We start from the raw sequence: 23,873 nt of genomic DNA on the forward strand, positions 1-23,873 counted from the left end.
GCTGTAAGGCGTTGAGCTAACGTGTACTAATTGCCCGTGAGGCTTAACCATACAACACCAAAAGGGTGTTGTTGGCATGTACCCAACGCATGGCGTTGGAGTATAGAATCCAACGAAGAAGTTGGAGACGATATGAAAGAATCAAAAGACAGGTGAGCCTGGATTGTTTGCGCGTAGAGTGCTACGCAACTTTGTTTGAACAGCTTGTGCCAAATTATAAGAATTTGTCTGGCGGCCATAGCGACGTGGAACCACCTGAATCCATTCCGAACTCAGAAGTGAAACATGTCAGCGCCGATGGTAGTGTGGGGCCTCCCCATGTGAGAGTAGGACACCGCCAGGCATCCAAATAAAACAGCCCTTCGCGAAAGCGAGGGGCTTTTTTATTTGGTCTGTGTGGAGTTTTTACCGAACTGGGGTTTCCCCCATTGAGAGTAGGGTGAGGACCGCCCGGAAGTTGCATTGCAACTTCAGGTCCGAACGCGAGGCATGGATGCCGAGCTGGAAGCCCCCCACATGGATGTGTGTCGGAGCGTGCTCATCTCATAGAAAGCTTAGGCTTCACCCTGCGCAGCGGGGTGAGCTCTGCGAGCCCCTGGCAAACCGCCAGGCATCCAATTAAGCCAAAAAGGCCACCCGCATGGGTGGCCTTTTTGCTTATGGGGTCTACAAAAGGTGTTCTCTCGGACTCCCTAAAAAAACTTTGTGCTGGAAGTTTGGTTAGATAACGGTTCTTTCTTTAAGAAACTGGATAGATAGCGGATATGGCCATGCCTCACCGTCGGCAGCTTTTACTGCACCAATAATTGAGAAAACGAGATTACATATTGCAACCGCAATTAGAATTAAAACACCGATACCGATCACGGTAAGAATCAAACCAATAATGCTGTAAATAAGTGCGCTAATCATCCAGTTCACGACTATTTTGCCGTGCCTATCAACTACAGGGTCGTCTTTTTTCACCAACCAAAGAATAAGTGGTACAACCCATCCAAAACCAGGGATAATTAATCCACTTAAGAGTGATAGGTGTAAAAACATTACGTACTGTCTATTCGATTCCATAATGCTAGCTCCGTATAGTGCCGTTAGTGGCTTATCATTTTATCTGAATAAAACTAGCAGAAATTCTTGTGCAGGCAATCTTTTTGATTTGGTTACATGAATGAATTTATTGAGGTTTCGATGTTAGAAAGGTTAATAAAACATCAATTAACGGTGCCTGATAGCACAATTTACTACCTTCCCAATTGGTGTGATACGACCACAGCAGATCGTTTTTTTGAGCGATTGAAGCATGAATTACCCTGGGAACAAGGGGAAGTGAAACTATTCGGTAAGTCTCATAGAATACCCCGACTGCAATCGTGGCATGGTGATCCGGGAGTTCGTTACACCTACTCAAACGTTGAACTACAGGCGCAGGGTTGGAGCCCCGCATTGCTTGAACTGCGCGAGAAGTTACTAGCGTTAGATCTTACCCCAAATGCCGTGTTGGCCAATTACTATCGAGACGGAATGGATAGTATGGGTTGGCATCGCGATAACGAGAAAGAACTCGGTGCACGTCCCGTCATTGCTTCGGTCAGCCTTGGTGCAGAGCGAGACTTTATTCTGCGTCATCGCGCTACTCAACAGCGAGAGGTGCTGCGGCTTGCGCATGGTAGCTTACTTATAATGGCAGGGGACACGCAGCATTATTGGGAGCACGCATTACCTAAGCGAGCGCGTGTTAGTCGGCCTAGGATTAACTTAACTTTCCGCACGATTCGTTCGTGATGGAGGATCATAAGGCGGGGACGCGTTATACTCTGATGGTTATCAACGGTATGAGGTTCACAATGGTAGATATGCGTGCCCACATTGAAGCAAAGCTCATCAGTGAGCTCTCTCCGGATTATGTGGATGTAAAGGACGAAAGTTATATGCATGCGAGTGGCCCTGATGCACAGTCGCACTTTAAAGTAACGCTCGTTGCAGAAAGCTTTGAAGGGTCACGCTTGATTCAGAGACATCGAGCAGTGAACGAGGTACTTGCAGACGAATTGCGTCATCAGATTCATGCGCTTGCTTTGCACACCTATACGCCCAAAGAATGGGAAAGCGAATTTGGTCAGGTGCCGGATTCGCCAGCGTGTCGAGGCGGTAGCAAAAAGGATTCAGCAACATCGCCTTAGTTGCATACAGCACATCAGATGTGCTGTGATTGCGCCCTCGGGTAATATATCGGGTTATATTTTACGACGTTAACAACAGGAAATTGAAGCAATGGTCATCAAACCAAAAATTCGCGGTTTTATTTGTACAAATGCACATCCAGTGGGCTGTGCTGCAAATGTCCGCCAACAAATTGACTATGTGAAATCAACACCTCATATGAACATTGGCCCCAAGCGGGTATTGGTGATCGGTTGCTCAACCGGTTATGGCTTAGCGTCACGTATTATGGCGGCATTTGGTAGCGACGCGAAAACCATCGGCGTATGCTTCGAAAAAGAGCCGACAGAGAGAAAAACAGGTACAGCAGGTTGGTATAATACGGCTGCGTTCCACAAGTATGCGCAAGAAGCTAACTTGTACTATCACACCATTAATGGTGATGCGTTTTCGGACGAAATCAAAGCGGAAACGATCGAGCGGATTAAAGCCGATTTAGGTCAAGTGGATCTTGTTGTCTACAGCCTTGCTTCTCCGAAGCGCAAAGATCCGGTCACAGGTGAAGTTTATTCGTCGACCTTGAAGCCGATCGGAAAGCAGTACACCACGAAAACTTATGACACTGATAAAGACTTAGTGCATGAGATTACGCTCGACCCAGCAAACGATGACGAGATTGAACAAACGATCAAAGTGATGGGCGGTGAAGACTGGGAACGTTGGATTGAACAGTTGCATGCCGCGGGTGTATTGGCCGATGGGTGTCAAACGACCGCATATACCTATATTGGTAAAAAATTAACCTGGCCGATTTATGGTCACGCCACTATTGGCAAGGCAAAAGAAGATTTGGATCGGGCTGCTGCCACTCTGCGTCGTGGTTATAAGGATGTTCACTTAAAGGCCTGGGTCTCGTCGCTAAAAGCATTAGTCACGCAAGCTAGCTCCGCCATTCCCGTGATGCCGTTATATATCTCTTTGATTTATAAGGTAATGAAGGAAGAAGGCACACACGAAGGCTGTATTGAGCAGATTTACCGCCTATTCACCCAGGATTTGTATGTTGAAGTGCCGGAAATGGATGACCACAATCGCCTACGGGTTGATGGCTTGGAAACCAATGATAAAACACAGGCCAAGGTAGAGGCGCTATGGAACCAAGTCACGCAAGAAAACTTCCATCAACTTGCTGATTATAAAGGCTATCATTCAGATTTCTTACGTTTATTTGGGTTTGGAATCGACGGTGTTGATTACGATGCCGACGTAGACCCGATCGTCAACTGGTAAACTATATCGACCAGGGAATACCAATTAATTTTCAAGATTGGCATGGTCAGTTTTACCAAAAATATGTAGAATACGGCCCTGGAAGTTACAGGGTAGCTTTAGTATGTTCCGCGTCTTGTACACGTTTTAACCGTGGTGAAGATGCGGTGGCATACTTATATGGTTGTATTCTGTCGCGACAAACGAATTTTGAGCTTTCAATCTTCCCTAAATTGAGTAGTGCAAACGCGTATGATTACGATAAAGAAAGGTTTGGACATCCCTATTGCGGGTGCTCCACAACAAATCATTGAAGATGGCCCAGCCATCAAAACCGTTGCTACATTGGGTGAAGAGTATGTGGGTATGCGCCCGACCATGCATGTCCAGGTCGAAGACCGGGTCAAGAAAGGTCAGGTTCTTTTTGAAGATAAAAAGAACCCAGGTGTGAAATTCACTGCTCCTGCAGCTGGTGTAGTTAAGGAAATTAATCGTGGTGCGAAGCGTGTACTGCAATCGGTAGTCATCGAAATTGATGGCGACGAGCAGGAAACGTTCGCAAGTTACGACGAAGGCAAATTATTGCAACTGAGTCGTGAAAACGTGCAGCAAAATCTGGTTGACTCGGGTTTGTGGCTCGCGTTGCGCACCCGTCCTTATTCAAAGTCTCCCGCACTTGATTCTGAACCTAAAGCAATTTTCGTAAACGCAATGGATACCAATCCACTTGCGGGCGATCCGCTTGTGGTGATTAAAGAGCATGCAAAAGACTTCAGTAACGGCCTTAAAGTTTTAAGCCGTCTCACTGAAGGCAAGTTATATGTTGCAACTGCACCTGAGGCTGATATCGATTTTGATAGCGCGCCGGTAACTCACGAAACTTTCCAAGGGGTTCACCCCGCTGGAAACGTGGGTACTCACATTCATTTCCTGGAAGGCGTGAACATGACCTATCATGTTTGGCACGCAAGCTACCAAGACGTGATTGCGATTGGCAAACTTTTCACTACTGGTGAATTGTTTACTGACCGTGTCGTTGCTTTGGGCGGACCAGGGGTGAAGAATCCGCGTTTGTTGCGCACTCGTTTAGGTGCAAACCTGAATGAATTGACCAAAGGTGAGTTAGCCGAAGGGAAACAACGTATTGTTTCGGGCTCTGTACTGAACGGTCATAAAGCATCAGGTGCTCATGCTTATCTCGGACGTTTTCATAATCAAGTATCTGTACTTGAGGAAGGCGACGAGAAGCATTTGTTCGGATGGATTTGGCCCGGCAAAGAAATGCACTCGATTACGCGTGCTTATGCAGGCCACCTGTTCGGCAAAAAGCTATTTAATATGAATGCTTCAACTAATGGTTCAGACCGTGCGATGGTGCCAATCGGTACTTACGAGCGCGTGATGCCATTGGATATTCTGCCTACTTTGTTGCTACGTGACTTGTGTTCTGGGGATATCGAGAGTGCACAAGCTCTAGGCTGTCTGGAACTGGACGAAGAAGATCTCGCCTTGTGTACTTATGTGTGCCCAGGAAAATATGACTTCGGCCCAATTCTGCGTAAGTGCCTGACCACGATTGAGAAAGAGGGCTGATCATGAGCTTGAAGAACTATTTAGAGAAAATCGAACCCCAGTTTGAGCCAGGTGGGAAGCACGAAAAGTGGTATGCGCTTTACGAAGCAGTCGCTACGATTCTGTACACGCCAGGTTATACCAACAAAGGGACTACACACGTTCGCGATAATGTCGATCTAAAGCGAATCATGATCTTTGTTTGGTTAATGACGTTCCCAGCCATGTTCTACGGTATGTATAACATTGGTTTCCAAGCGTCACTTGCGGTGGCTGAAGGCTACAGCTTGGCCAATGTTTGGCAGGTAAGCCTGTTCCAAATGTTTGGTGGTAGCTTAGAGAACGCGGGATGGGGCACCATGATGTGGTACGGGGCCTGTTGGTTCTTACCTATCTATGCCACAGCCTTTGTGGTGGGCGGTTTCTGGGAAGTGTTATTCGCGTCGGTACGTAAGCACGAAGTTAACGAGGGATTCTTTGTTACTTCAGTACTTTTCGTACTTACGCTGCCGGCCACGATTCCATTATGGCAAGTTGCGTTAGGTATCACCTTTGGTATCGTTATCGGTAAAGAAATCTTCGGCGGAACTGGCCGTAACTTCTTGAACCCAGCGCTTACCGGACGTGCATTCTTGTACTTCTCGTTTCCAGCTGCGATCTCAGGCGACCAAGTGTGGACTGCTGTAGATGGCTACTCGGGCGCAACCCTGCTAACGCAAGCATTTAACGGCGACGTTGATTACAGCAATGTGGCAGGTAGTGGTGTACTTGAAGGTGTTTACACGTGGATGGATGCGTTTATCGGACGTATTCCAGGCTCCGTGGGTGAAGTGTCGACCATCGCGGTACTGCTTGGTGGTTTAGCACTGATTTATTTCCGCATTGCCAGCTGGCGTATCGTGGGTGGTGTATTCATTGGTATGGTGTTGTTCTCAGGCCTGTTGAACCTCATCGGCAGTGATACTAACCCAATGTTCGCAATGCCATGGTATTGGCACCTGGTTATCGGTGGTTTTGCCTTCGGTATGATGTTTATGGCGACGGATCCTGTGTCTGCTTCGTTCACCAATCAAGGGAAATGGGCATACGGTATTCTCATCGGCTTTATGACGGTGATGATCCGTGTCATTAACCCTGCGTTCCCAGAAGGTATCATGTTGGCGATCTTGTTCGCGAACGTATTCGCACCATTGTTTGACCACTTTGTAGTACAGGCCAACGTGAAGCGGAGGGCGTTACGTCATGGCAAGTAAGAACGATACAATGGGTAAAACCTTTACGGTTATTATCCTCCTATGTTTAGTGTGCTCGATTATCGTTTCGGGCGCCGCAGTAGGATTAAAAGAGCGTCAGGAAGCGAACGCAGCTCTGGCTAAACAGCAAAATATCCTGCGCACTGCGAATGTCGACCTGCAAGGTCGCTCCGCAGATGTAGTATTTGCTGAGCGAGTGCGTTTGATGACCTTTAATCGGGACACTGAAGAACTTACTGAGCACGACTCATTATTTGCTCTTGAGGAAGCGCTAGCTGCTTCATCAGCAAAAGATGGTGGCGAGCGCGCTAGCGCCGCAGGTGTGCGTGGATTACGAGCTGATATTCCAGTATACGTTATTCAAGGTGAAGACAACGGTGTTGCGTCTTATGTTATCGATATTCGCGGCTCAGGACTCTGGGGCATGATGTACGCGTTTTTGTCGGTCGATCCAGATGGCCAAACGATTCGCGGTATCAATTTCTATGAGCACTCAGAAACTCCAGGTCTTGGTGGTGAAATCCAAAACCCTCGCTGGCGTTCAAACTTTGACGGCAAGAATGCTATTGATAGCGACGGCAACGTAGCTATCCGTGTTCGCAAGGGTGCGGGTGACAACGAAGTTGATGCATTATCTGGGGCCACCATCACAAGTGACGGAGTCGACAAAACGTTCCAGTTTTGGTTGAGTCAAGAAGCTTACGGCGCCTTCCTGATGAAAGTACGTGAAGAGGGAGCGATCTAATGGCTAGCGCAAAAGAAATGAAGCAAACGTTGTTTGGCCCTATTTTCGCCAACAACCCAATTGCTCTACAAATTCTTGGGGTTTGCTCGGCATTGGCGGTAACAGCCAAAATGGAAAATACCTTGGTAATGTGTATCGCGCTTACCTTCGTATTGGTGTTATCGAATGTGTCGATTTCGATTATTCGTAACCACATTCCATCAAGTGTTCGGATCATCGTTCAGATGACCATCATTGCGAGTTTGGTAATTGTTGTTGACCAATTACTTAAAGCATTTGCTTATGACATCGCCCAAGAGCTATCGGTATTCGTTGGTTTGATTATCACCAACTGTATCGTTATGGGCCGTGCCGAAGCCTTTGCAATGAAGGAAGGTCCTGGAATGTCATTCTTGGATGGCTTAGGTAACGCACTGGGTTACTCAGTCGTTCTACTCACGGTTGGTTTCTTCCGTGAGCTGTTCGGCTCAGGTAGCTTGTTTGGATACCAAATTCTTCCATTGATAACTGAAGGCGGTTGGTATACCCCAATTGGCTTGTTGGTTCTTCCACCAAGTGCATTCTTTATCATTGGTGGCTTTATTTGGGTGCTACGTATGTTCCGCCCAGAGCAGATAGAAGCGAAGGAGTCTTAAGGTCATGGAACACTATTTAAGCATGTTCGTCCGTGCAGTGTTCATTGAGAACCTGGCACTTTCGTTCTTCCTGGGAATGTGTACATTCCTCGCTGTTTCCAAAAAAGTAACCACGGCACTTGGTCTTGGTGTTGCGGTTATCGTGGTACTTGGCTTGGCGGTACCTTTAGGGAACTTGGTAAACACTTTTGTGTTGGCACCAGGTGCACTTGGATGGGCTGGATTCCCAGATGCGGATTTGAGCTTCTTGCGATTCCTCACCTTTATCGGTGTTATCGCGGCATTGGTTCAGATCTTGGAAATGACATTGGATAAATACTTACCAACGCTTTATAACGCGTTGGGTATTTTCCTTCCGCTGATCACTGTGAACTGTGCCATCTTTGGTGGTGTGTTGTTCATGGTTGAGCGTGATTACAACTTCACCGAAAGTGTTGTATACGGCGTAGGTAGCGGTGTGGGCTGGGCCCTAGCAATTACCTTGTTGGCTGCAGTACGGGAAAAACTGAAGTACGCGGATATTCCTGAAGGCCTGCGCGGTCTTGGAATTACCTTTATCAGTACCGGTTTGATTGGTTTGGGCTTTATGTCGTTCTCCGGCGTATCCCTGTAAACCGTTGGTGTAACGAAGTAGCGGAATAAAAGGAACAAGTCGATGCAAGAAATATATCTTGGCGTGGGCATGTTCACCATTATTGTAGTAGCTCTGGTTGTGGTGATTATGTTCGCCAAATCAAAGTTGGTACCTTCTGGTGATGTCCAGATCATCATTAACGATGACGAAGAAAAGACGATTACAACCCAACCGGGTACGAAGCTCCTGAATGCATTATCAAATGCAGGAATATTCGTGTCTTCTGCTTGTGGTGGCGGTGGTTCATGTGGTCAATGTATCGTGCACATTAAAGAAGGTGGTGGCGATATTCTACCGACTGAGCGCGATCACATTACCCGCGGTGAAGCCCGTGACGGTGCTCGTTTATCCTGTCAGGTGAACGTGAAGCAAAACATGAAAATTGAACTTGATGAAGAGATCTTCGGCATCAAGAAATGGGATTGTGTGGTTCGTTCAAACGACAACGTGGCGACCTTCATCAAAGAACTGGTACTTGAGATTCCAGATGGTGAATCAGTTCCATTCCGTGCGGGTGGTTATATTCAGATCGAGGCGCCACCTCATCACGTGAAGTTTAAAGACTTTGAAATTGATGAAGAATACCGTGGCGATTGGGATCGCTTTAAGCTGTTCGATTTAGAATCTAAAGTCGACGAGGAAGTGATTCGCGCTTACTCCATGGCGAACTACCCAGAAGAGTACGGCATTATCATGTTGAACGTGCGTATTGCTACGCCGCCGCCAAATGATATGACACTGCCACCAGGCAAGATGTCAGCCTATATCTTTAGTTTGAAGAAAGGTGATAAGGCAACGATTTCTGGTCCATTTGGTGAATTCTTCGCGAAAGAAACTGAAGCGGAAATGGTGTTTGTTGGTGGTGGTGCAGGTATGGCGCCAATGCGTTCACATATCTTCGACCAACTGCGTCGCTTAAACAGTAAGCGTAAGATTTCATTCTGGTATGGTGCTCGTTCTAAGCGCGAAATGTTCTATGTTGAAGATTTCGATATGCTAGCCAAAGAGAACGAAAACTTCGAATGGCATGTTGCGTTGTCTGACCCGATGCCGGAAGACAACTGGGAAGGTCATACTGGGTTTATTCATAACGTTCTTTTTGAGAACTACTTGAAAGACCATCCAGCACCAGAAGATTGTGAGTTCTACATGTGTGGTCCGCCGGTGATGAACGCGGCTGTGATCAACATGTTGAAAGACTTAGGTGTTGAAGACGAAAACATCATGCTTGATGATTTCGGTGGCTAAGGCCTCTCGGTGTTAGCAAATCTAGGTAAGACCTATACAAAATGGCTGGCCCTTCTAGGGCTAGCCTTTTTTGTATCCGGTTGTTCTGACACATCGGAAACGGAGCAAATTGCGGGTCAGGTTCTTGGCTACGACTATCACGTTGAGTTCTTACCGGCACACCCTAATCATACCGAAGCTCGCGTGATTCAACGAGTGCAGGGCATTCTTCAATATGTGGCTACACAATATTCCGTTGCTTATCCCCAATCGGAGGTGGAACGCTTTAACCAATGGCGTTCTACCGAGTCGTTTGTACTGACACGCGAACTTGAAGGATTGCTCCGTCAGAGCTTGTACTTGCACGACTTAAGCGATGGTGAGATTCAGATGTTCCACTCTGATGTTCACGACAATCGAGCACCGGTGAGGATTTACAACCATCAAATTGTGAAAGCAGATGAGACGGTATCAGTGAATCTTGAAGGCATGTTGCAAGGACACATGGCTGACCGCATAGCGGATATTCTGGACTTAATGAACGTGCAAACCTATCGAATATCAATTGATAATCACTTACGTGTTCGTTCTCCAAAGCGTGGAAGAGGGTATCAACGTATTGCGTTTCCGAGTCTCGACGATTTTTACATTGATATTCGCGATGGCGCTGTATCGAGTGGTATCCCAGAGCAGGATTCGCCTATAGAGAAAGCCATTGTTATTCACGATAATGCTGCCATGGCGCAAGCGCTCGCGGAGTGGTTCGCGAATACGCCGGTAGATAAGGCGATGGCAGTGGCTAACGCGAATGATCTATCAATGATTGTTTTCGTACGTGAAGATTCGGGCTTAACGCGGTATACTAGTCGGGCATTTGCAGACGTCGTATTGTGAGGTAGATTCCATGCAAACCTTGATGTTGGCTTTCGTATTGATGTTGATTGTCATTGCGGGAATGGCCATTGGTTATTTAATTCAGCGCAAGTCCATTAGCGGTAGCTGCGGTGGTATTGGCGCTCTGGGCATGGATAAAGCCTGTGACTGCGACGATCCATGTGAGTCGCGTAAAGCAAAAATGGCCAAGGAAGCTGCTCGGAAAGAGAAAGAGCAGGCATGGCAAGAAAATAGAATCCAGTAATGGAATAGAAAATTCTGAGAAAGCGCACTGGAGTGCGCTTTTTTATTGTGTAATTTTTTATATAATCAAAAAGAATAAGTTATAACCAATGAGGCCCTGCCGTGTCGTTTCTGTTGTCTGCTCATAGTACTCATTACCCCCATGAAATCTTTATGGACGCGAATGCCACTACTCCTGTGTTGCCGGAGCTGCAAGCGCTCATGAGTCGTGTTTATAACACGCACTTTGGCAACCCTAGTAGCCCGCATTATGCAGGCATCCGAGCGAAACGAATACTCAGTGATACGCGCGCAGAAGCGGGCCGGCTGTTCGGCTGTGCGTCAGACCGTATTCTTTTTATGAGTGGTGCTACGGAAGGCATTAATACTGCGGTTCTTTCTGTCCTTCAACTATACGCGGGAGGTCGGGGAAAAGGGCATCTGTTACTCTATGGAGCCACGGAACATAAGGCGGTTCCCGAGGCGCTTCGACACTGGAATGAATTGCTTCGCGTCGGGGCTGAGTTGCAAGCAATCCCGGTGAATGAAGACGGCTTATTAGATTACGACTTTATTCGAAGCCAAGTTCCACACGCGATTATGATTTGCACTATGGGTGCGAATAATGAAACCGGTGTATTTGCAGATCTGCAGCAATTGGAACAAGTGATTCGTAGTGCCGCGCCTCAGGTTCCATGGTTGGTGGATTGCGTACAAATGTTGGGGAAACGCCCCGTGGCTCTGGGCAAAACCACAATCGACTATGCTCCTTTTAGTGCTCATAAGCTTTATGGTCCTAAAGGTGTAGGTGCTATGTATGTGCGAGATGGAGCGCCGTTTACGCCGTTACAGACCGGTGGCGGTCAGGAACAAGGCTTGCGCGGCGGTACCGAAAACGTGGCCGGTGTAGCGGCGCTAGGGCAGATATTTGCATGGCTTAATCATCCAGAAACCAGCCCCTTTCAAGATGCCGATACGCTCTATGGGTATCGTCATGAAATCATCACGGCACTGCGAGCTGCCTTCCCAGGTCTTATCGTCAATCATCCACTCACCGGATCCCTACCTACCACGTTAAACTTCTCTGTGGCAGGTTATAGCTCTGCTGAGTTAATCGCTATTTTCGATGCAGCGGGTATCCGCGTAAGTGCTGGCTCCGCATGCAGCACGGGTGGCACTCGCAGTTTTGTTTTAGACGCTATGGGACTTCCCGCTTGGCAGTCGGAAGGAGCCATCCGAATGTCATTTGGTCCGGCATTTAGTCAAAGCGATCTGGATGCTTTAGTTGAACGACTCACTTTCATTCGAGAAAAGATTACGGGGGTTAACGGTTGGGGGCAGGGGGCGTTGTATATTCCCCAGCCACTTGCGGCTGGCATGGGTTGGATTCTTTGCCGCAGCACCCAACAAGTGCTTGCGCTGAAAGAGCCACACTCTGTTATGGAAGATATTCGCGCTTGCTGTGGGTCGAGCGATTGGCAGCTGCGTGAATGGAACCAAACTGCTCAAGATTTTGCGGGCTTCCGGATAGAACCAGATGCCCAAGGCATTCGAGTGACCGCACTCGCAACCATGCGATCGTTGGTGTTGACCGATGCAGGTATTGCCCTGACCGATGATATCCACCCGATAGCATTGGGTGTTGCCGAGTTACACTGCGATCATATGGCTTTGATCGATGTACGAGAAACGTCGGAGGCGCGGGCTCAGTATCACCAAGATACCGAATCTTGTTTCGTAAGTATTCCTCGAGCACTCTGGTGTGATTACCTACTTACCGCTGAATTACAAGATACGCCCGAACCGGTATTTTTCTGTCGTTCAGGACGCCGGGCTAGTGATGTCGCTCGTCTTGCACTGTCGGTGGGCTGGCCACAGGCCGCGGTGTGTACAGCTGCCGCTTCGGAAGTGTTTGATTGGATTCAGAAACCAAAAGACCCCGACTCGTGAGAGCGGGGTCGATGTTTATTCTTCGATATTAAGCTTGTTGAGCTGACGATTATTATCGAGATACCAACAGCTGCTGTCGCTAAAACATGAAATCGATACCACGCCTTGATCGTTCACTGATTGCCATTGTTCGCCAAAATCCGCGGAACGATAAAACCCAGATGTATTTCCCGCGAGAATTACTGTTCCTGCTGCGGTCATTTGCGTGAGGGCTCCCTGTAGTGGAGGCGCGGGAAGTTGTGTAAAACTGCCTTGTGTAAACCGAAATAGTTCAGGACGCGCATCTGAGCCGGCAGCACCGCCAGCGATGAGGAAGTCATTTTGACTTAAGGGGTATACGGCATGAACACCCGCGTCTTGTCCTGCGCTCAACGGGGTATCTAACACTTGAAAACGAAGAGATGTTCTCCCTTTGTGCATAATACGAGCAGTTGTACCGTTTAACGTGCCCATCAAAAAGGTATTATTCGCAAAAACAGCACAGGACCCTGAAGCCGATGCGGCTTCACTCGGAAGTGAGCGCTCAGAGAAACCACTGCGTGATGCGAGCCAATTATTGCCATTACTGCTGCGCACAACATGCCAGTTATCATCTAAGGTGTCACCTAGTACAAAGCCCTCACCATCTGGAATGAGAGCAAAGCAACGTAACTCCTCGTCGCCGTTACCACGATACATTTGGCGCCAACTAAAGCCACCATTGCGCGTTAATAGCAAGCGGCTACGTTCGCCACGGCCTGTTGAGAGCACGAACGCATGCCGGTCGTCAAAGGCTTTTAATTGCCGAATATCCAGATTCGCTGTGCGCCCGCCGGGCGTCGAAATGTCCCAAGTTTCACCGCCATTGCTCGACACGGCAACTTGTCCATCGTGATTACCGACCCAAATGATATCGTTATTTACGGCATATACTGTCGACCAATGCCCTTCGGGTAAGCCATGATTCTCAGCAGCGGCGCTCGGTAAAGCCAAGCATCCTAGTACTACCAGTGTATTCCACATGAGAGCTTTCATAATGATTACACGTTCCTGTTTCTGAGATAAAACCAGCTTGTGATATATTGCCAACAAATGAGAACGGACACAAACGAGGCTTGGATTTTTCCAGCCCGCATAAGAGAGTATCCATGATCAATTCAGTACGACATATACTTCGACGCTCACTATTTTTACTTTTAGGGTTGTTAAGCTGCACTATCCTATCTGTTTCCGCACAAGCTGTAACTGCCAGTGAGCAAAGTAAATCCCCATTGACACAACTTAAAGCTCATTTGGTTGGAGACTTTTCCAATCTTCGACACATGATGACCACGGGCGAGGGCGTCGGGCAGCCGCCTGTTCTTATGCAAATTACGCCAGCAGACTGGGATGGTGAGCCAGTGCTCATTGCCCGGCAAGCGTTGATTGAGTCTTTAGACGAACCTTATCGGGTGCATATTTATCGTTTTCGCGAGTCTCGGCGGAATAGTCAACTTATCCAAGATATTTATGTTGTTCCGGAAGCGGCTCACAATGAACGAGACGCGTCGATGCTTAGACATGCCGAGTTATTGCAAGGATGTAGTATTCGTTGGCAGGCGGAAGATGATCAGTTTGTCGGTGTGCGCGATGGTCGTCGTTGTGCATTTTTGGATGAACACGGCAGACAAATCGCAGTGTCGTCACAATTGTTGTTAACGGAAGAACAGCTCATAGTCGAGGATCGCGCGGTGGCAATGGGAGGAGACATCATCGTCGGTAGCCCCCTCGGAGATGTTAGTGTTTACGAACGGATTCGGTTTTTCTCAGCAGACATAGCTTTCCTTCCATCTGGTGCTCAGGCAAGTGATGCGGATGCGTGGTTGGGAGTTGCTCCGCACCGTCCTCTGCATGATCATGATGTTCGTATTCCATTGACGGCAAGTGCTGACGGAATGTTTATTGGTCATGATATTCAGGTGCTAGGATTCGCAACTGATGAAAATCGACTGCAAGTGCGATTGTATCGTTTGTCGGATGTGAATCCCCATCAAGACGTGACTATGGAATTTGATGGGGCAACATGGCATGCGGAAACAGAGCGTTTCCGCATCCGGTTAACACCTATTGAGCGCTTTCAGAGCGACTAGCTGCATCATTGATAATGCGCGCCATACGCTGAGCTGAAAGAATCAATTGATTTTCTACCACAGGGCGAGCTTGACGGAAATAACGCTCACCTAGAGCAGCGCCATCTTCTGCATTAGGATATGCGTTTGCACGTGCTAAGTCAGATGACTCGTTGGCCCAATCAACAAGTGCTTGGTGCCAATCGTCACGCGGTTCTGGCAAGCTATGAAGTTGAGCTTGCATCGCCGGTGATGGCATATCGTCCATGCCTCGAATCATGACTGTATCCCACAACCGGTGCAAATTGGTTTCGCTACCAAAGAAAGTGACGCGAATATCATTTCCGCCCCGATCATGTTGATATCCCATATGCAATGGTTGATGCATGTCGGTAATCCAATGGGTGAAGGTGCGCAGCGCGCGGGCCTGCTCCTCTGCAGAACGGGTTGGATCCAACATGACTTCAATGTCGTTCATAGCGGCACCAACGACACAGCGCCGGTTGGGACAGTCGCGCTCTAAATCAAAGTAGTCTTCATCCGGCGGTACATTGGCAAAATGTAACGGCCCCATCCAGCGACCTTCTTCAGTGCCCCGGACACGATCGGCCCAAGTAGTCATGGTCGCCAGTGAATCTTCACCTACAATATCCATGCGTTCTTGAACCCAAGCGCGCGCTTCTGGTGTTAGGTAATTCCAGGTCATCTCACCAATATATTCATGCCCTTGGAATCCCCATGCATCAAGTTTGGTTGGCGTCAGTAATAGCCCGGCAATAAGAAACCCACTAATAAGTTTGCGCATCGAGAGATTCTCCCGTGAGTTGTTGTGCATCGTCAGACATCAAAAATAGATAAACTGGCATGATATCCGTTGGCGTTTTTAGCCGTGATGAGTCTTCAGCAGGGTAAGCCTTAGCGCGCATCATGGTACGCGTGGCGCCTGGATTGATCACATTCACCCGCAAAGGGGTATTTTCATATTCATCGGCAATTACTTGCGCCATTCCTTCGGTTGCAAACTTGGAGACAGCGTAGGCGCCCCAGTGCGCGCGTCCTTTGCGGCCGACACCCGAAGATGTAAATACAATGCGTGGTGATGGCGCTTTAAGCATCACCGGAATTAACGCTTTGGTCATCATAAATTGTGCAGTGACATTGACCTGCAATACATCATTCCACGATGCCAGATCAATATGGGTAAAGGGTGATAACACGCCAAGTAAACTGGCGTTGTGGAGCAACCCATCTAAATGCCCAAATTGTTGCTCAATAGTCGCTGCCATGTCGCGATAGTGGTTTTCCGTCGCGCCTTTCATATCCAGAGGAATGATCGCCGGCTCAGGATAGCCAGCTGCAACAATTTCGTCGTATACGGCTTCAAGTTTCTTCGTGGTGCGCCCTAAAAGAATAACCGTCGCACCAAATCGAGCGTAGGTGAGCGCCGCTTCACGACCAATGCCATCACCCGCACCCGTCACGAGAATAATTTTTCCTTGAAGCGCTCCTTCAGGAGCTTGATAATTTTGATAATCCTGCATAACTTTGACATATCGTAAGTGAACTTTAGGGGCTATTGTACCTCTTTACGGGATTGAACTCAGTAAACAGATCCGAAACTCAACGATTTTTCTTTAATAATCATCGACAGAGGTGTATAACTTTCTGTTAACGAATTTAGAACGACTGTTTGATACTGTCGCTCGAAAATGAGAATTAGAACAACAAGGATTGGGGATACCTCATGAAAAAACTGTTTCTATCACTAGCTATCACAACCGCACTCGGCCTAACCGCGTGTATGCCTGATGGCGAAAACGCGCCCGTTACTGAAACGCAAAGTAATGTTCCAGCCGCTCGGGTCGCATTTGATCCAGGTGCAGGTAATTTACCGGTACCCAGTGATATTCTTCTTAGCGGAACCACAGACGGGACGCTAAATATCCCAGTCCCGGATAACGCTGATTTTACTAATCCGCAGAACGCCTTAAATGGCTTAGACGGCTGGTCGACGGCGATGCCACTCACATTTGGTTTCACGCTTCCGCGTGACGAAAATGGTAACGAAGTAGGCATCAACCCGGGCACTGTTACTGCGCAAGGTTCAATTCGCGTATTTAAAGTGGTTATGGGCGGCGATTTCCGTGATGCAGATTGTGCAGCGCAGCCTGCAGGTACTGCTTGTAAATTTGTAGCTGAGCTAGAGCATGGCACTGATTTCACAGTGGTGTTCAGCGGTGGTCAAGCGCAAGTAATTCCATTGCGCCCATACGAACCTAAAACAGGTTATGTTGCAGCATTGACCAACAATATTCGTGACGACTTAGGTCGCCCTGTGCAGCCTTCGTCGACCTATTACTTGTTGAGCAAGCCACTTGCGACCGACCCTATCGGTGGAGCGCAAGAGCAAGCGTTGCAAGGTGTGATTAACAGCTATCATGCAGTACTTGCGCAAGCAGGTGTAAATACAAGCAATGTGATTTACAGCTCTGGGTTCACGACGCAATCAGTGGGTGATGTACTCGGTGTTGTGAAGCAAATGATGCTGACTCCAGAGCTACGTCCAACCATGCAAGCAGGCCCGACTGGCATGACCGTTGCGCAAGCCATGGAAATTCCACCGAGCACATCATCGACGTATTTGATCGCTAACTCTGCGGATTTGTACGTAGGTGAAGTGACGCTTCCATATTTCAGCCCAATTCCAACGGCAGAAAACCCAACAGCACCTTTGTCTGGTCGCTGGCAGGCGGGTTTTGTAAGCCCAGTGGCGATTCTCATTGGTTTGCAATCCGGTCAGGTTACGGTTGAAGAGTTGGTTGCTCTGGGTATTGATCCAGCAGATTTGTCAAATCCAGCTGCGTTGGCAGGGCAAATTCCTTACGAAGCAGCTGAAGACACTGCGTTAGTTGAGTTGGACCGCTTCCGCCACTTAACCAAGTTCAATCCAATTCCACGCCCAACGACTATTGCTGACGTTCCTTTAATGATGTCGACGCCAAACGTGACCAATGCAAACTTGGTACGTGCAGCCAATGGCATGGAACCTTTGGTAATGCCTGACGGTGGCTGGCCAGTTGTTATTTTCCAACACGGTATTACCGGTGATAAAACTAACTTTATGGCGATTGCAGGTACGCTCGCTGTATTTGGTCATGCCGCTGTTGCCATCGACCATCCAATACATGGTGACCGTGGCTTTACGGTAACCGATGAGGAAGGCAATGTTGTTGCAAACATCAATGCCACAGCGGATGTAGGTTCACCAACTAACTACCTTAACTTAGGCAGCTTGTTGACTGCGCGGGATAACTTACGCCAGTCGAGCTCTGATTTGATGGGATTACGGTTGAGCCTGAACTTCTCGAATTTGGCCGGGACCATGATTAACCCAACTGACGTGAAATTCGTTGGCCACTCCCTCGGTGCAATTGCTGGTACTAATTTCATCGCAACTGCGAACACGCCGCTAACGGGCGACCTTGAGAGTTTCCAAGGGCTGTTCCAAGTGCGTGCCGGTGTACTTGGTATGCCTGGTGGTGGTTTAGCCCCGTTCTTGGTTGAGTCTGAGCGCTTTGGTCCGGTGATTGGTGGTTCAATTGCATTCCAATCGTTTGCTTACTTCCGCGATTATGCAATTCAAGAAGCAGTGGCATCGGGTATTGATCCGCAAACACCTCAGTTTGAAGCCTTCTTACCGGTTGCGTACGTTCAGTTCTATCAAGGTGGTGTAGCGACGTCAGCTCAACAGGCTCAGTTGCAAGCGGTTCTGGGTCAATTCCAGTTTGCTGCGCAAACAGCGGTTGATTCAGGCGACCCTATTAACTATGCAGCGCAACTGCGTGGCACCGAAACGCCACTGTACTTGATTCAAGCCAATGGTGATAAAGTTGTGCCGAACAGTACAGCGCATCCATTAGGTGGCACCGCACCGTTAATTCGTGAGTTAGGATTGCCGTTCGTGAGTGCGCCAGAGCAGAGCGCTGATCCAATCAGTGCAGCAGTTCGCTATATTGGTGCAGGTCACAGCTCCTTATTGAATCCAGCGGATAACGATGCGGATCCAGATACGCGTGCTGCGATTACCACAGATATGCAGCAGTCGATTGGTATCTACTTCGAATCAATGCAACGGATGCTTCAGATCAATCCTGATCTGGTACAATAATCCACGCGAAAGTACAGATGTTGAAAAAGGCCAGCTTTCGCTGGCCTTTTTATATGTTCTGAGACCTAACTCAGAGTCAATCGAATAGGTGTGGCTCAAAAGCGTTGAGTCCTGCCGACAATAGGAGAGGTCCATGATCGAGGTCTTTACCGATTACGGTATATTTCTGATTAAAACAATCACCATTGTGGCTGCTATCATCGTGATCCTAAGTATCATCATTAATGCGGCACATCGGCAAAAAGATGGCGATGGCGAATTGCACATTGATAATCTCAGTGAGTCGTTCCGCTCAGTGCAAAAGCATATGCGCTTGCATTTGCTTTCCGGAAAAGCGCTCAAGCAGGCGAAAAAGAAGGAAAAGAAAGCCAAGCAACCTGACTCCTTCAAGCAGCACACTTTTGTAATCGACTTTAAAGGCTCGATGGATGCGCGCGAGGTTGAGTCTCTCCGGCGCGAGGTGAGCGCCATTCTTGCTGTGGCAGATAAGGACAAGGATGAGGTAATTATCCGCTTAGAGAGCCCTGGAGGCGTTGTTCATGGCTACGGATTAGCAGCAGCACAACTTAAACGTATTCGCGATGCTGAGATTCCACTTACGGTGGCGGTAGATAAGGTAGCCGCAAGCGGCGGTTATATGATGGCCTGTTTAGCGAATAAGATTGTTGCGGCGCCGTTCGCCGTTGTGGGTTCGATTGGCGTGTTGGCACAATTGCCAAACTTTCACCGATTATTAAAGAAGAACAATATCGATTTTGAGCAAATCACTGCCGGTGAGTACAAACGTACTTTAACTATATTCGGCGAGAATACCGATAAGGGCCGGGAAAAATTTAGAGAAGATATCCAAGATATCCACGACCTGTTTAAGTCATTCGTAAAAGAAGGGCGCCCGCAGTTGGATATTGAAAAAGTGGCTACCGGAGAGATTTGGTACGGTGCCCGGGCACAGGAAATGGGCCTCATCGATGATATCGCCACAAGTGATGACTTATTGTTAGCAGCGGCGAGAGAACGTGATGTGTTAAAGGTAACCTATAAGCCTAAAACCAAGCTCACTGATAAGTTAACTCATGCGGCGCAGTCCACTATTGACCGCCTTGTGTTGGATTGGATTCAACGCACCCGCTTTTGGCGCTTCTAACTTGGCCAGAATGTAGGTGACAAAACAAAAGGCTCGCCGGTGTGGCGAGCCTTTTTTATTGTCGTTCAGCTGGCAGTCTCTGCAAAGGCTAGCCCTATTGGAAAGACGCTTAAGGATCTGTATCTTGCTTCGGTGCAGGTGCGTTTGCATCACCGACACGCACGTTGCTCACCTCGTTTCCTGCCGTGGGGTCGTTATAAATCGACTCATCAAACTGACCTTCCGATTTACCAATGACAGTGGTTACCATAGCATCGCCAGTGATATTCACCGCCGTTCGGGTCATGTCCAATAGGCGATCAATACCCATGATGAGCGCAATCGCGTCGATCGGTAAGCCAACCTGCTGTAGCACCATCGCCAGCATAATCAGGCCTACACCAGGCACACCTGCGGTACCGATGGAGGCGAGGGTTGCCGTTAAGATCACCATGAGGTAATCGGTAAAGCTCAGATCAACACCATAAAGCTGAGCAATAAATACGGTGGCAACACCCTGCATGATGGCGGTGCCATCCATATTAATGGTCGCACCCAAGGGCACCGTAAACGACGACACACTGTTGTTTACACCCAAGCGTTTGGTGGTAGTACGCAAGGTCACAGGAATCGAAGCGTTGGAACTGGAAATACTAAAAGCAAAAATCTGGTTGCTAAACATTTTGCGGATAAAGAGCACCGGATTCAAACCCGTTAATAGTTTGAGTATCAGTGGATAAATAACAAAGCCATGAATCAACAGTAAACACAGTACCGTGAGGAAGTATTTCAGCAGGTCACCGAGTAAATCGCCAAACCCGAGGTTGGCAAACGTGCGGGCGAGTAGGGCGAAGACACCGTATGGCGCCACTTTCATAAGAATCATCACCAATTTCATGATGACTTCATTCACATCTTCAAAGAAGCCCTTGAGACGATCCCCAGCTTTCCCGGTAAGTGCCATGGCAATACCGAACAATAGCGCAAACACAATGATTTGCAGCATGTTGCCTTCAGCCATCGCATTAATTGGGTTGCGCGGCACCATATCGATGACTACATCCACAAAGCTCGGTGCTTCTGCAACAGACACACTTCCTTCCATAGCGTCGGCAAATGCAGCGTTGCTCCCTGGCTTTACAACACTTGCGACTGACAATGCAATGGCAATGGCAATACAGGTTGTGATTAAGTAGAGGCCTAATGCTTTACCGCCGAGGCGGCCCAACTTCGATGGATCGCTCAGTTGGCAGGTTCCAACGATCAGCGATACAAACACAAGGGGGACCACTAGCATCATCAGTGAAGTGATAAAGAACTCACCCACAATGCGCAGAAGACCGTCTACGAATACGGCGTAGAATATGGGCGTGGTTTCAGCAGAAAACCATAAGTTGAGTAAAATACCTACGAGAATACCGCCGAACATACCAATGACGATTTTACCCGTGAGGCCTATCTTTTTATCAGCCATTTTGTATTACCCTGATAATAATTATGATCATAAGAGCGCTAGCCTATCAGACGAAGGGCTTTTGCCATAGTCCGACGTGATGAGCGCCATAAAAAAGAGGAGCAATGCTCCTCTTTTAGGGACTAACCAGAATTTTATTGTGGCTTCGTTTTCATTCAATTACACGCTTAGCTAACAAAGGTTGGGATAAAACCATTTGTCCAAGCGATAACCGTTGCTGCCATTAACGTAACCATCAGGATTAAGCCTGCGGTAACAACGGAACTTGAATACATAAATCCTTGCTCTTCTGGAATGTGCATAAGAATAGGCACACCGGCATAGAGCAGATAAACCGAGTAGGCGACGCCCGCAAGGAATACCATGGAAACAAACCATAACTCAGGGTAAAGGGCGCCTAAGCCCGCCATGAGTACAGGTGTTGACGTATAGGCGGCTAACTCAAGAGATTGGGTAAAGGATGGCGCTGCACCAAAGGTCTTCGCCATCCAATGAATCAAGTAAGAAAGGGCAAGTACGCCGCCAATTAAGCCGACATACATAGCAACGGCCATGGCAATGGCGCTATTGTGGCTCATGTAGATGCTTTCACGCGCACCAATACTCCAACCTATATGCGCAGAAGCAAAATAAGCCGCGATGCAGGGAATAAGCGCGACGATTAAAATATGCGACAGAGAAAAGCGCAGGCTTTCATGTCGTTGATCAATTGTTTTCCATTCTTCCACCGGATGAGCATAGAGCCCCCAGATATGATTTAGTATCATGTATTACTCCTTGAAGCCGCAGCTCCGAATGTCATCAATAACCACATTGGTGGTATGCTCATTATAGAGTCTGAAATTGGCGTTTAATCAAGAATGAAAGGTTCTGAACAATTTCTGTTCAGATTATTTTGTTATAAAGTCGTTAAGAAATTATGCCTGTGCAACTAACACATCAATACCAAAAACTCCTCGCGCCAATTCTTGGCTTCTTGCGCTGTGCTACACCTGAGGCTTGGATTCAGCACGCAAGCCAGCCGGAGCGCCTTCCGCTGGTTTTAATCGATCACTTACACTGCGAACTCAAAGCTGCCCAAAGTGCTGGATTATTGCTTCGACGTTATGCACTAGACGACGCCATGGGACAACAGGTGTTGAATTGGTTGCGTCCGTACGAAGACCGTTTATACCGAAAACAGGAAGCGGTTGACCAAGGAGCAAAAAATAAGCAGGTTCCGCGGATTCGACTGCAAGATGCAATGCCATGGCAGGAGCGTTTAGTGGATCGTATGGTGTTGTTAATGAAAGAAGAGTTGCATCATTTTGATCAGGTTTTTGAGATCATTGAGCAACGCGGCTTTCAATTGTTTCCGGTAACAGCTTCGCGTTACGCCGCCAGTATGCTGCGAAAAATTCGGGGTGGTGAGCAGGGTGGGCTTGTTGATAAATTAATTATAGGGGCCATTATTGAGGCACGCTCCTGTGAACGTTTTGCCGCGCTTGCGCCTGTAGTGGATGATGAACTCGCACGATTCTATGTATCACTGTTGCGCTCGGAAGCTCGCCATTACGAAGACTATTTGGCGTTAGCCGAAGAAGTCGCGGGTCAGGATATTAGCGAGCGGGTGGATTATTTTCTAGACATTGAAAAGACGCTGATCGAAACACCCGATTCTGAGCTGCGATTTCATAGCGGTGTGCCACTGCATAGTAAGTTAGCGAGTGAGCAAGGGCTCACTGCGCAGGTTGGCGCCAGTCGCTGATACATCCAGAATACTGCCCTGATCATACCAGTCCCCTAGCACAATGCGGGTGCCGGTGGCATGGGTGTGAATGCCTGGGCGGTGGGTATGTCCATGAATCATTTGAATGGTATGGGTATCTTGCATGAGTGCTTCAACGGCGCTGTCGGTGGCATCATACTTGACCAATTGTTCATCGCTGAGGGGCTGACTTGGTGTTTTCTCAGACTGGGCTTCAGCGCCACTACCAGAACTGTTATCACGAAGGTAAGTTGCAACTTTTCGACGCCAAGATAGTGGCATCCAACTTGTGCACGCAAGCAACCACGGGTGGCGAATGATGCGGCGGAAGCGCTGATAGCTCACATCTAACGTGCATAGCGTATCGCCGTGTAACAGTACCGTGGGGATACCGTACAAATCAATGACTGTGGGCTCGGGTAACAAAACAATGCCCGTTTCGTTAGCAAATTGGTGACCGACCAGAAAATCACGATTCCCATGAATGAAAAAGCACGGCACGCCACTGTCGGTTAGGGCTTTGAGTTCGCGTTTTACTTGGGCATGAAATGGCGTGTTGTCGTCATCGCCAATCCAGTATTCAAATAAATCACCCAAGATATACAGAGCTTCACAGGCACGCGCTTCAGTGCGCAAAAACTGCACGAACAGACCGGTGATATCCGGTCTGTCTGCGCTTAAATGAAGGTCTGATATAAAGGTGGTGGTCACTG

23 protein-coding genes and 1 rRNA gene are annotated in these 23,873 nt (G+C 48.1%); 17 read left to right on the forward strand and 7 right to left on the reverse strand.

The genetic code is table 11. The annotated features are described in order from the left end of the window. The first annotated feature begins 227 nt into the window (after positions 1-227). A 5S ribosomal RNA gene (gene rrf / locus FM042_RS00010) occupies positions 228-343 on the forward strand. A 377-nt stretch (positions 344-720) separates the two neighbouring features. On the opposite strand, the gene FM042_RS00015 is transcribed toward rrf, so the two are convergent. Beyond that, positions 721-1,068, reverse strand: coding sequence for a DUF4870 domain-containing protein (locus FM042_RS00015; protein ID WP_143233721.1), 348 nt, complete (start codon positions 1,066-1,068; stop codon positions 721-723). Between the two features lie 120 nt (positions 1,069-1,188). On the opposite strand from FM042_RS00015, the gene FM042_RS00020 reads away from it, so the two are divergent. From FM042_RS00020 to FM042_RS00075, 12 genes are all read left to right on the forward strand, one after another. Next, a complete protein-coding gene (locus tag FM042_RS00020; protein ID WP_143233722.1) occupies positions 1,189-1,782 on the forward strand; it encodes an alpha-ketoglutarate-dependent dioxygenase AlkB family protein in 594 nt (197 codons plus the stop codon). Between the two features lie 62 nt (positions 1,783-1,844). Next, entirely contained in the window at positions 1,845-2,180 is a 336-nt protein-coding gene (locus FM042_RS00025) for a BolA family protein (RefSeq protein WP_185960646.1), read from the forward strand. A 91-nt stretch (positions 2,181-2,271) separates the two neighbouring features. Beyond that, on the forward strand, positions 2,272-3,450 hold the full coding sequence (fabV, locus tag FM042_RS00030) for an enoyl-ACP reductase FabV (protein ID WP_143233723.1): 1,179 nt from the start codon (positions 2,272-2,274) through the stop codon (positions 3,448-3,450). 231 nt (positions 3,451-3,681) lie between these two features. Then, positions 3,682-5,022, forward strand: a complete 1,341-nt coding sequence (locus FM042_RS00035) for a Na(+)-translocating NADH-quinone reductase subunit A (RefSeq protein ID WP_143233724.1) — start codon at positions 3,682-3,684, stop codon at positions 5,020-5,022. Between the two features lie 2 nt (positions 5,023-5,024). Further along, positions 5,025-6,254, forward strand: coding sequence for an NADH:ubiquinone reductase (Na(+)-transporting) subunit B (locus FM042_RS00040; protein WP_143233725.1), 1,230 nt, complete (start codon positions 5,025-5,027; stop codon positions 6,252-6,254). After that, on the forward strand, positions 6,244-6,999 hold the full coding sequence (gene nqrC, locus FM042_RS00045) for an NADH:ubiquinone reductase (Na(+)-transporting) subunit C (RefSeq protein WP_143233726.1): 756 nt from the start codon (positions 6,244-6,246) through the stop codon (positions 6,997-6,999). Before FM042_RS00040 ends, nqrC begins: the two co-directional genes overlap by 11 nt. Then, positions 6,999-7,634, forward strand: a complete 636-nt coding sequence (locus FM042_RS00050; RefSeq protein ID WP_143233727.1) for an NADH:ubiquinone reductase (Na(+)-transporting) subunit D — start codon at positions 6,999-7,001, stop codon at positions 7,632-7,634. The genes nqrC and FM042_RS00050 overlap by 1 nt, the downstream gene beginning before the upstream one ends. Before the next feature lie 4 nt (positions 7,635-7,638). Continuing rightward, complete coding sequence (gene nqrE, locus FM042_RS00055; protein WP_143233728.1) at positions 7,639-8,247, forward strand: NADH:ubiquinone reductase (Na(+)-transporting) subunit E; 609 nt, start codon at positions 7,639-7,641, stop codon at positions 8,245-8,247. Between the two features lie 42 nt (positions 8,248-8,289). Then, positions 8,290-9,516 (forward strand): NADH:ubiquinone reductase (Na(+)-transporting) subunit F, encoded by a 1,227-nt coding sequence (gene nqrF / locus FM042_RS00060; protein WP_143233729.1) that lies wholly within the window; start codon positions 8,290-8,292, stop codon positions 9,514-9,516. Between the two features lie 9 nt (positions 9,517-9,525). Next, a complete protein-coding gene (locus tag FM042_RS00065; protein WP_143233730.1) occupies positions 9,526-10,389 on the forward strand; it encodes an FAD:protein FMN transferase in 864 nt (287 codons plus the stop codon). Positions 10,390-10,399: 10 nt separating this feature from the next. Continuing rightward, a complete protein-coding gene (nqrM, locus tag FM042_RS00070; RefSeq protein ID WP_143233731.1) occupies positions 10,400-10,633 on the forward strand; it encodes a (Na+)-NQR maturation NqrM in 234 nt (77 codons plus the stop codon). A gap of 101 nt (positions 10,634-10,734) precedes the next feature. Further along, complete coding sequence (locus tag FM042_RS00075) at positions 10,735-12,561, forward strand: aminotransferase class V-fold PLP-dependent enzyme (RefSeq protein ID WP_143233732.1); 1,827 nt, start codon at positions 10,735-10,737, stop codon at positions 12,559-12,561. 15 nt (positions 12,562-12,576) lie between these two features. Here FM042_RS00075 and FM042_RS00080 read toward each other — a convergent pair whose 3' ends face one another. Then, the gene (locus FM042_RS00080) at positions 12,577-13,575 is read right to left on the reverse strand and encodes a WD40/YVTN/BNR-like repeat-containing protein (RefSeq protein WP_143233733.1); all 999 of its coding nucleotides are present in this window, start codon (positions 13,573-13,575) and stop codon (positions 12,577-12,579) included. A gap of 236 nt (positions 13,576-13,811) precedes the next feature. On the opposite strand from FM042_RS00080, the gene FM042_RS00085 reads away from it, so the two are divergent. Then, complete coding sequence (locus tag FM042_RS00085) at positions 13,812-14,669, forward strand: CpcT/CpeT family chromophore lyase (RefSeq protein WP_185960647.1); 858 nt, start codon at positions 13,812-13,814, stop codon at positions 14,667-14,669. On the opposite strand, the gene FM042_RS00090 is transcribed toward FM042_RS00085, so the two are convergent. Both FM042_RS00090 and FM042_RS00095 read right to left on the reverse strand, forming a co-directional pair. After that, complete coding sequence (locus FM042_RS00090; protein ID WP_185960648.1) at positions 14,644-15,453, reverse strand: S1/P1 nuclease; 810 nt, start codon at positions 15,451-15,453, stop codon at positions 14,644-14,646. The two genes, FM042_RS00085 and FM042_RS00090, sit on opposite strands and share 26 nt — an antisense overlap. Next, the gene (locus FM042_RS00095; protein WP_143233736.1) at positions 15,437-16,189 is read right to left on the reverse strand and encodes a YciK family oxidoreductase; all 753 of its coding nucleotides are present in this window, start codon (positions 16,187-16,189) and stop codon (positions 15,437-15,439) included. The genes FM042_RS00090 and FM042_RS00095 overlap by 17 nt, the downstream gene beginning before the upstream one ends. Before the next feature lie 203 nt (positions 16,190-16,392). On the opposite strand from FM042_RS00095, the gene FM042_RS00100 reads away from it, so the two are divergent. Together FM042_RS00100 and sohB are read left to right on the forward strand one after the other, a co-directional pair. After that, positions 16,393-18,816, forward strand: a complete 2,424-nt coding sequence (locus FM042_RS00100) for a VolA/Pla-1 family phospholipase (RefSeq protein ID WP_143233737.1) — start codon at positions 16,393-16,395, stop codon at positions 18,814-18,816. A gap of 136 nt (positions 18,817-18,952) precedes the next feature. Beyond that, positions 18,953-19,960 carry a protease SohB gene (gene sohB / locus FM042_RS00105; RefSeq protein WP_143235540.1) on the forward strand — a complete coding sequence of 336 codons (1,008 nt, stop codon included), beginning with the start codon at positions 18,953-18,955 and terminating at the stop codon, positions 19,958-19,960. 109 nt (positions 19,961-20,069) lie between these two features. Here sohB and FM042_RS00110 read toward each other — a convergent pair whose 3' ends face one another. Together FM042_RS00110 and FM042_RS00115 are read right to left on the reverse strand one after the other, a co-directional pair. After that, a complete protein-coding gene (locus tag FM042_RS00110; RefSeq protein WP_143233738.1) occupies positions 20,070-21,413 on the reverse strand; it encodes a dicarboxylate/amino acid:cation symporter in 1,344 nt (447 codons plus the stop codon). Positions 21,414-21,580: 167 nt separating this feature from the next. Continuing rightward, a complete protein-coding gene (locus FM042_RS00115; RefSeq protein WP_143233739.1) occupies positions 21,581-22,180 on the reverse strand; it encodes a Yip1 family protein in 600 nt (199 codons plus the stop codon). A 152-nt stretch (positions 22,181-22,332) separates the two neighbouring features. Between FM042_RS00115 and miaE the strand changes: the two genes are divergently transcribed. Then, the gene (miaE, locus tag FM042_RS00120; RefSeq protein ID WP_143233740.1) at positions 22,333-23,160 is read left to right on the forward strand and encodes a tRNA isopentenyl-2-thiomethyl-A-37 hydroxylase MiaE; all 828 of its coding nucleotides are present in this window, start codon (positions 22,333-22,335) and stop codon (positions 23,158-23,160) included. Here the strand turns inward: miaE and FM042_RS00125 are convergent. After that, positions 23,113-23,871 carry a UDP-2,3-diacylglucosamine diphosphatase gene (locus tag FM042_RS00125; RefSeq protein WP_143233741.1) on the reverse strand — a complete coding sequence of 253 codons (759 nt, stop codon included), beginning with the start codon at positions 23,869-23,871 and terminating at the stop codon, positions 23,113-23,115. The genes miaE and FM042_RS00125 overlap by 48 nt on opposite strands. Positions 23,872-23,873: the final 2 nt, after the last annotated feature.

The organism is Aliidiomarina halalkaliphila (genome assembly GCF_007096385.1).
In the GTDB taxonomy this organism is placed as follows: Bacteria; Pseudomonadota; Gammaproteobacteria; order Enterobacterales; family Alteromonadaceae; genus Aliidiomarina; species Aliidiomarina halalkaliphila.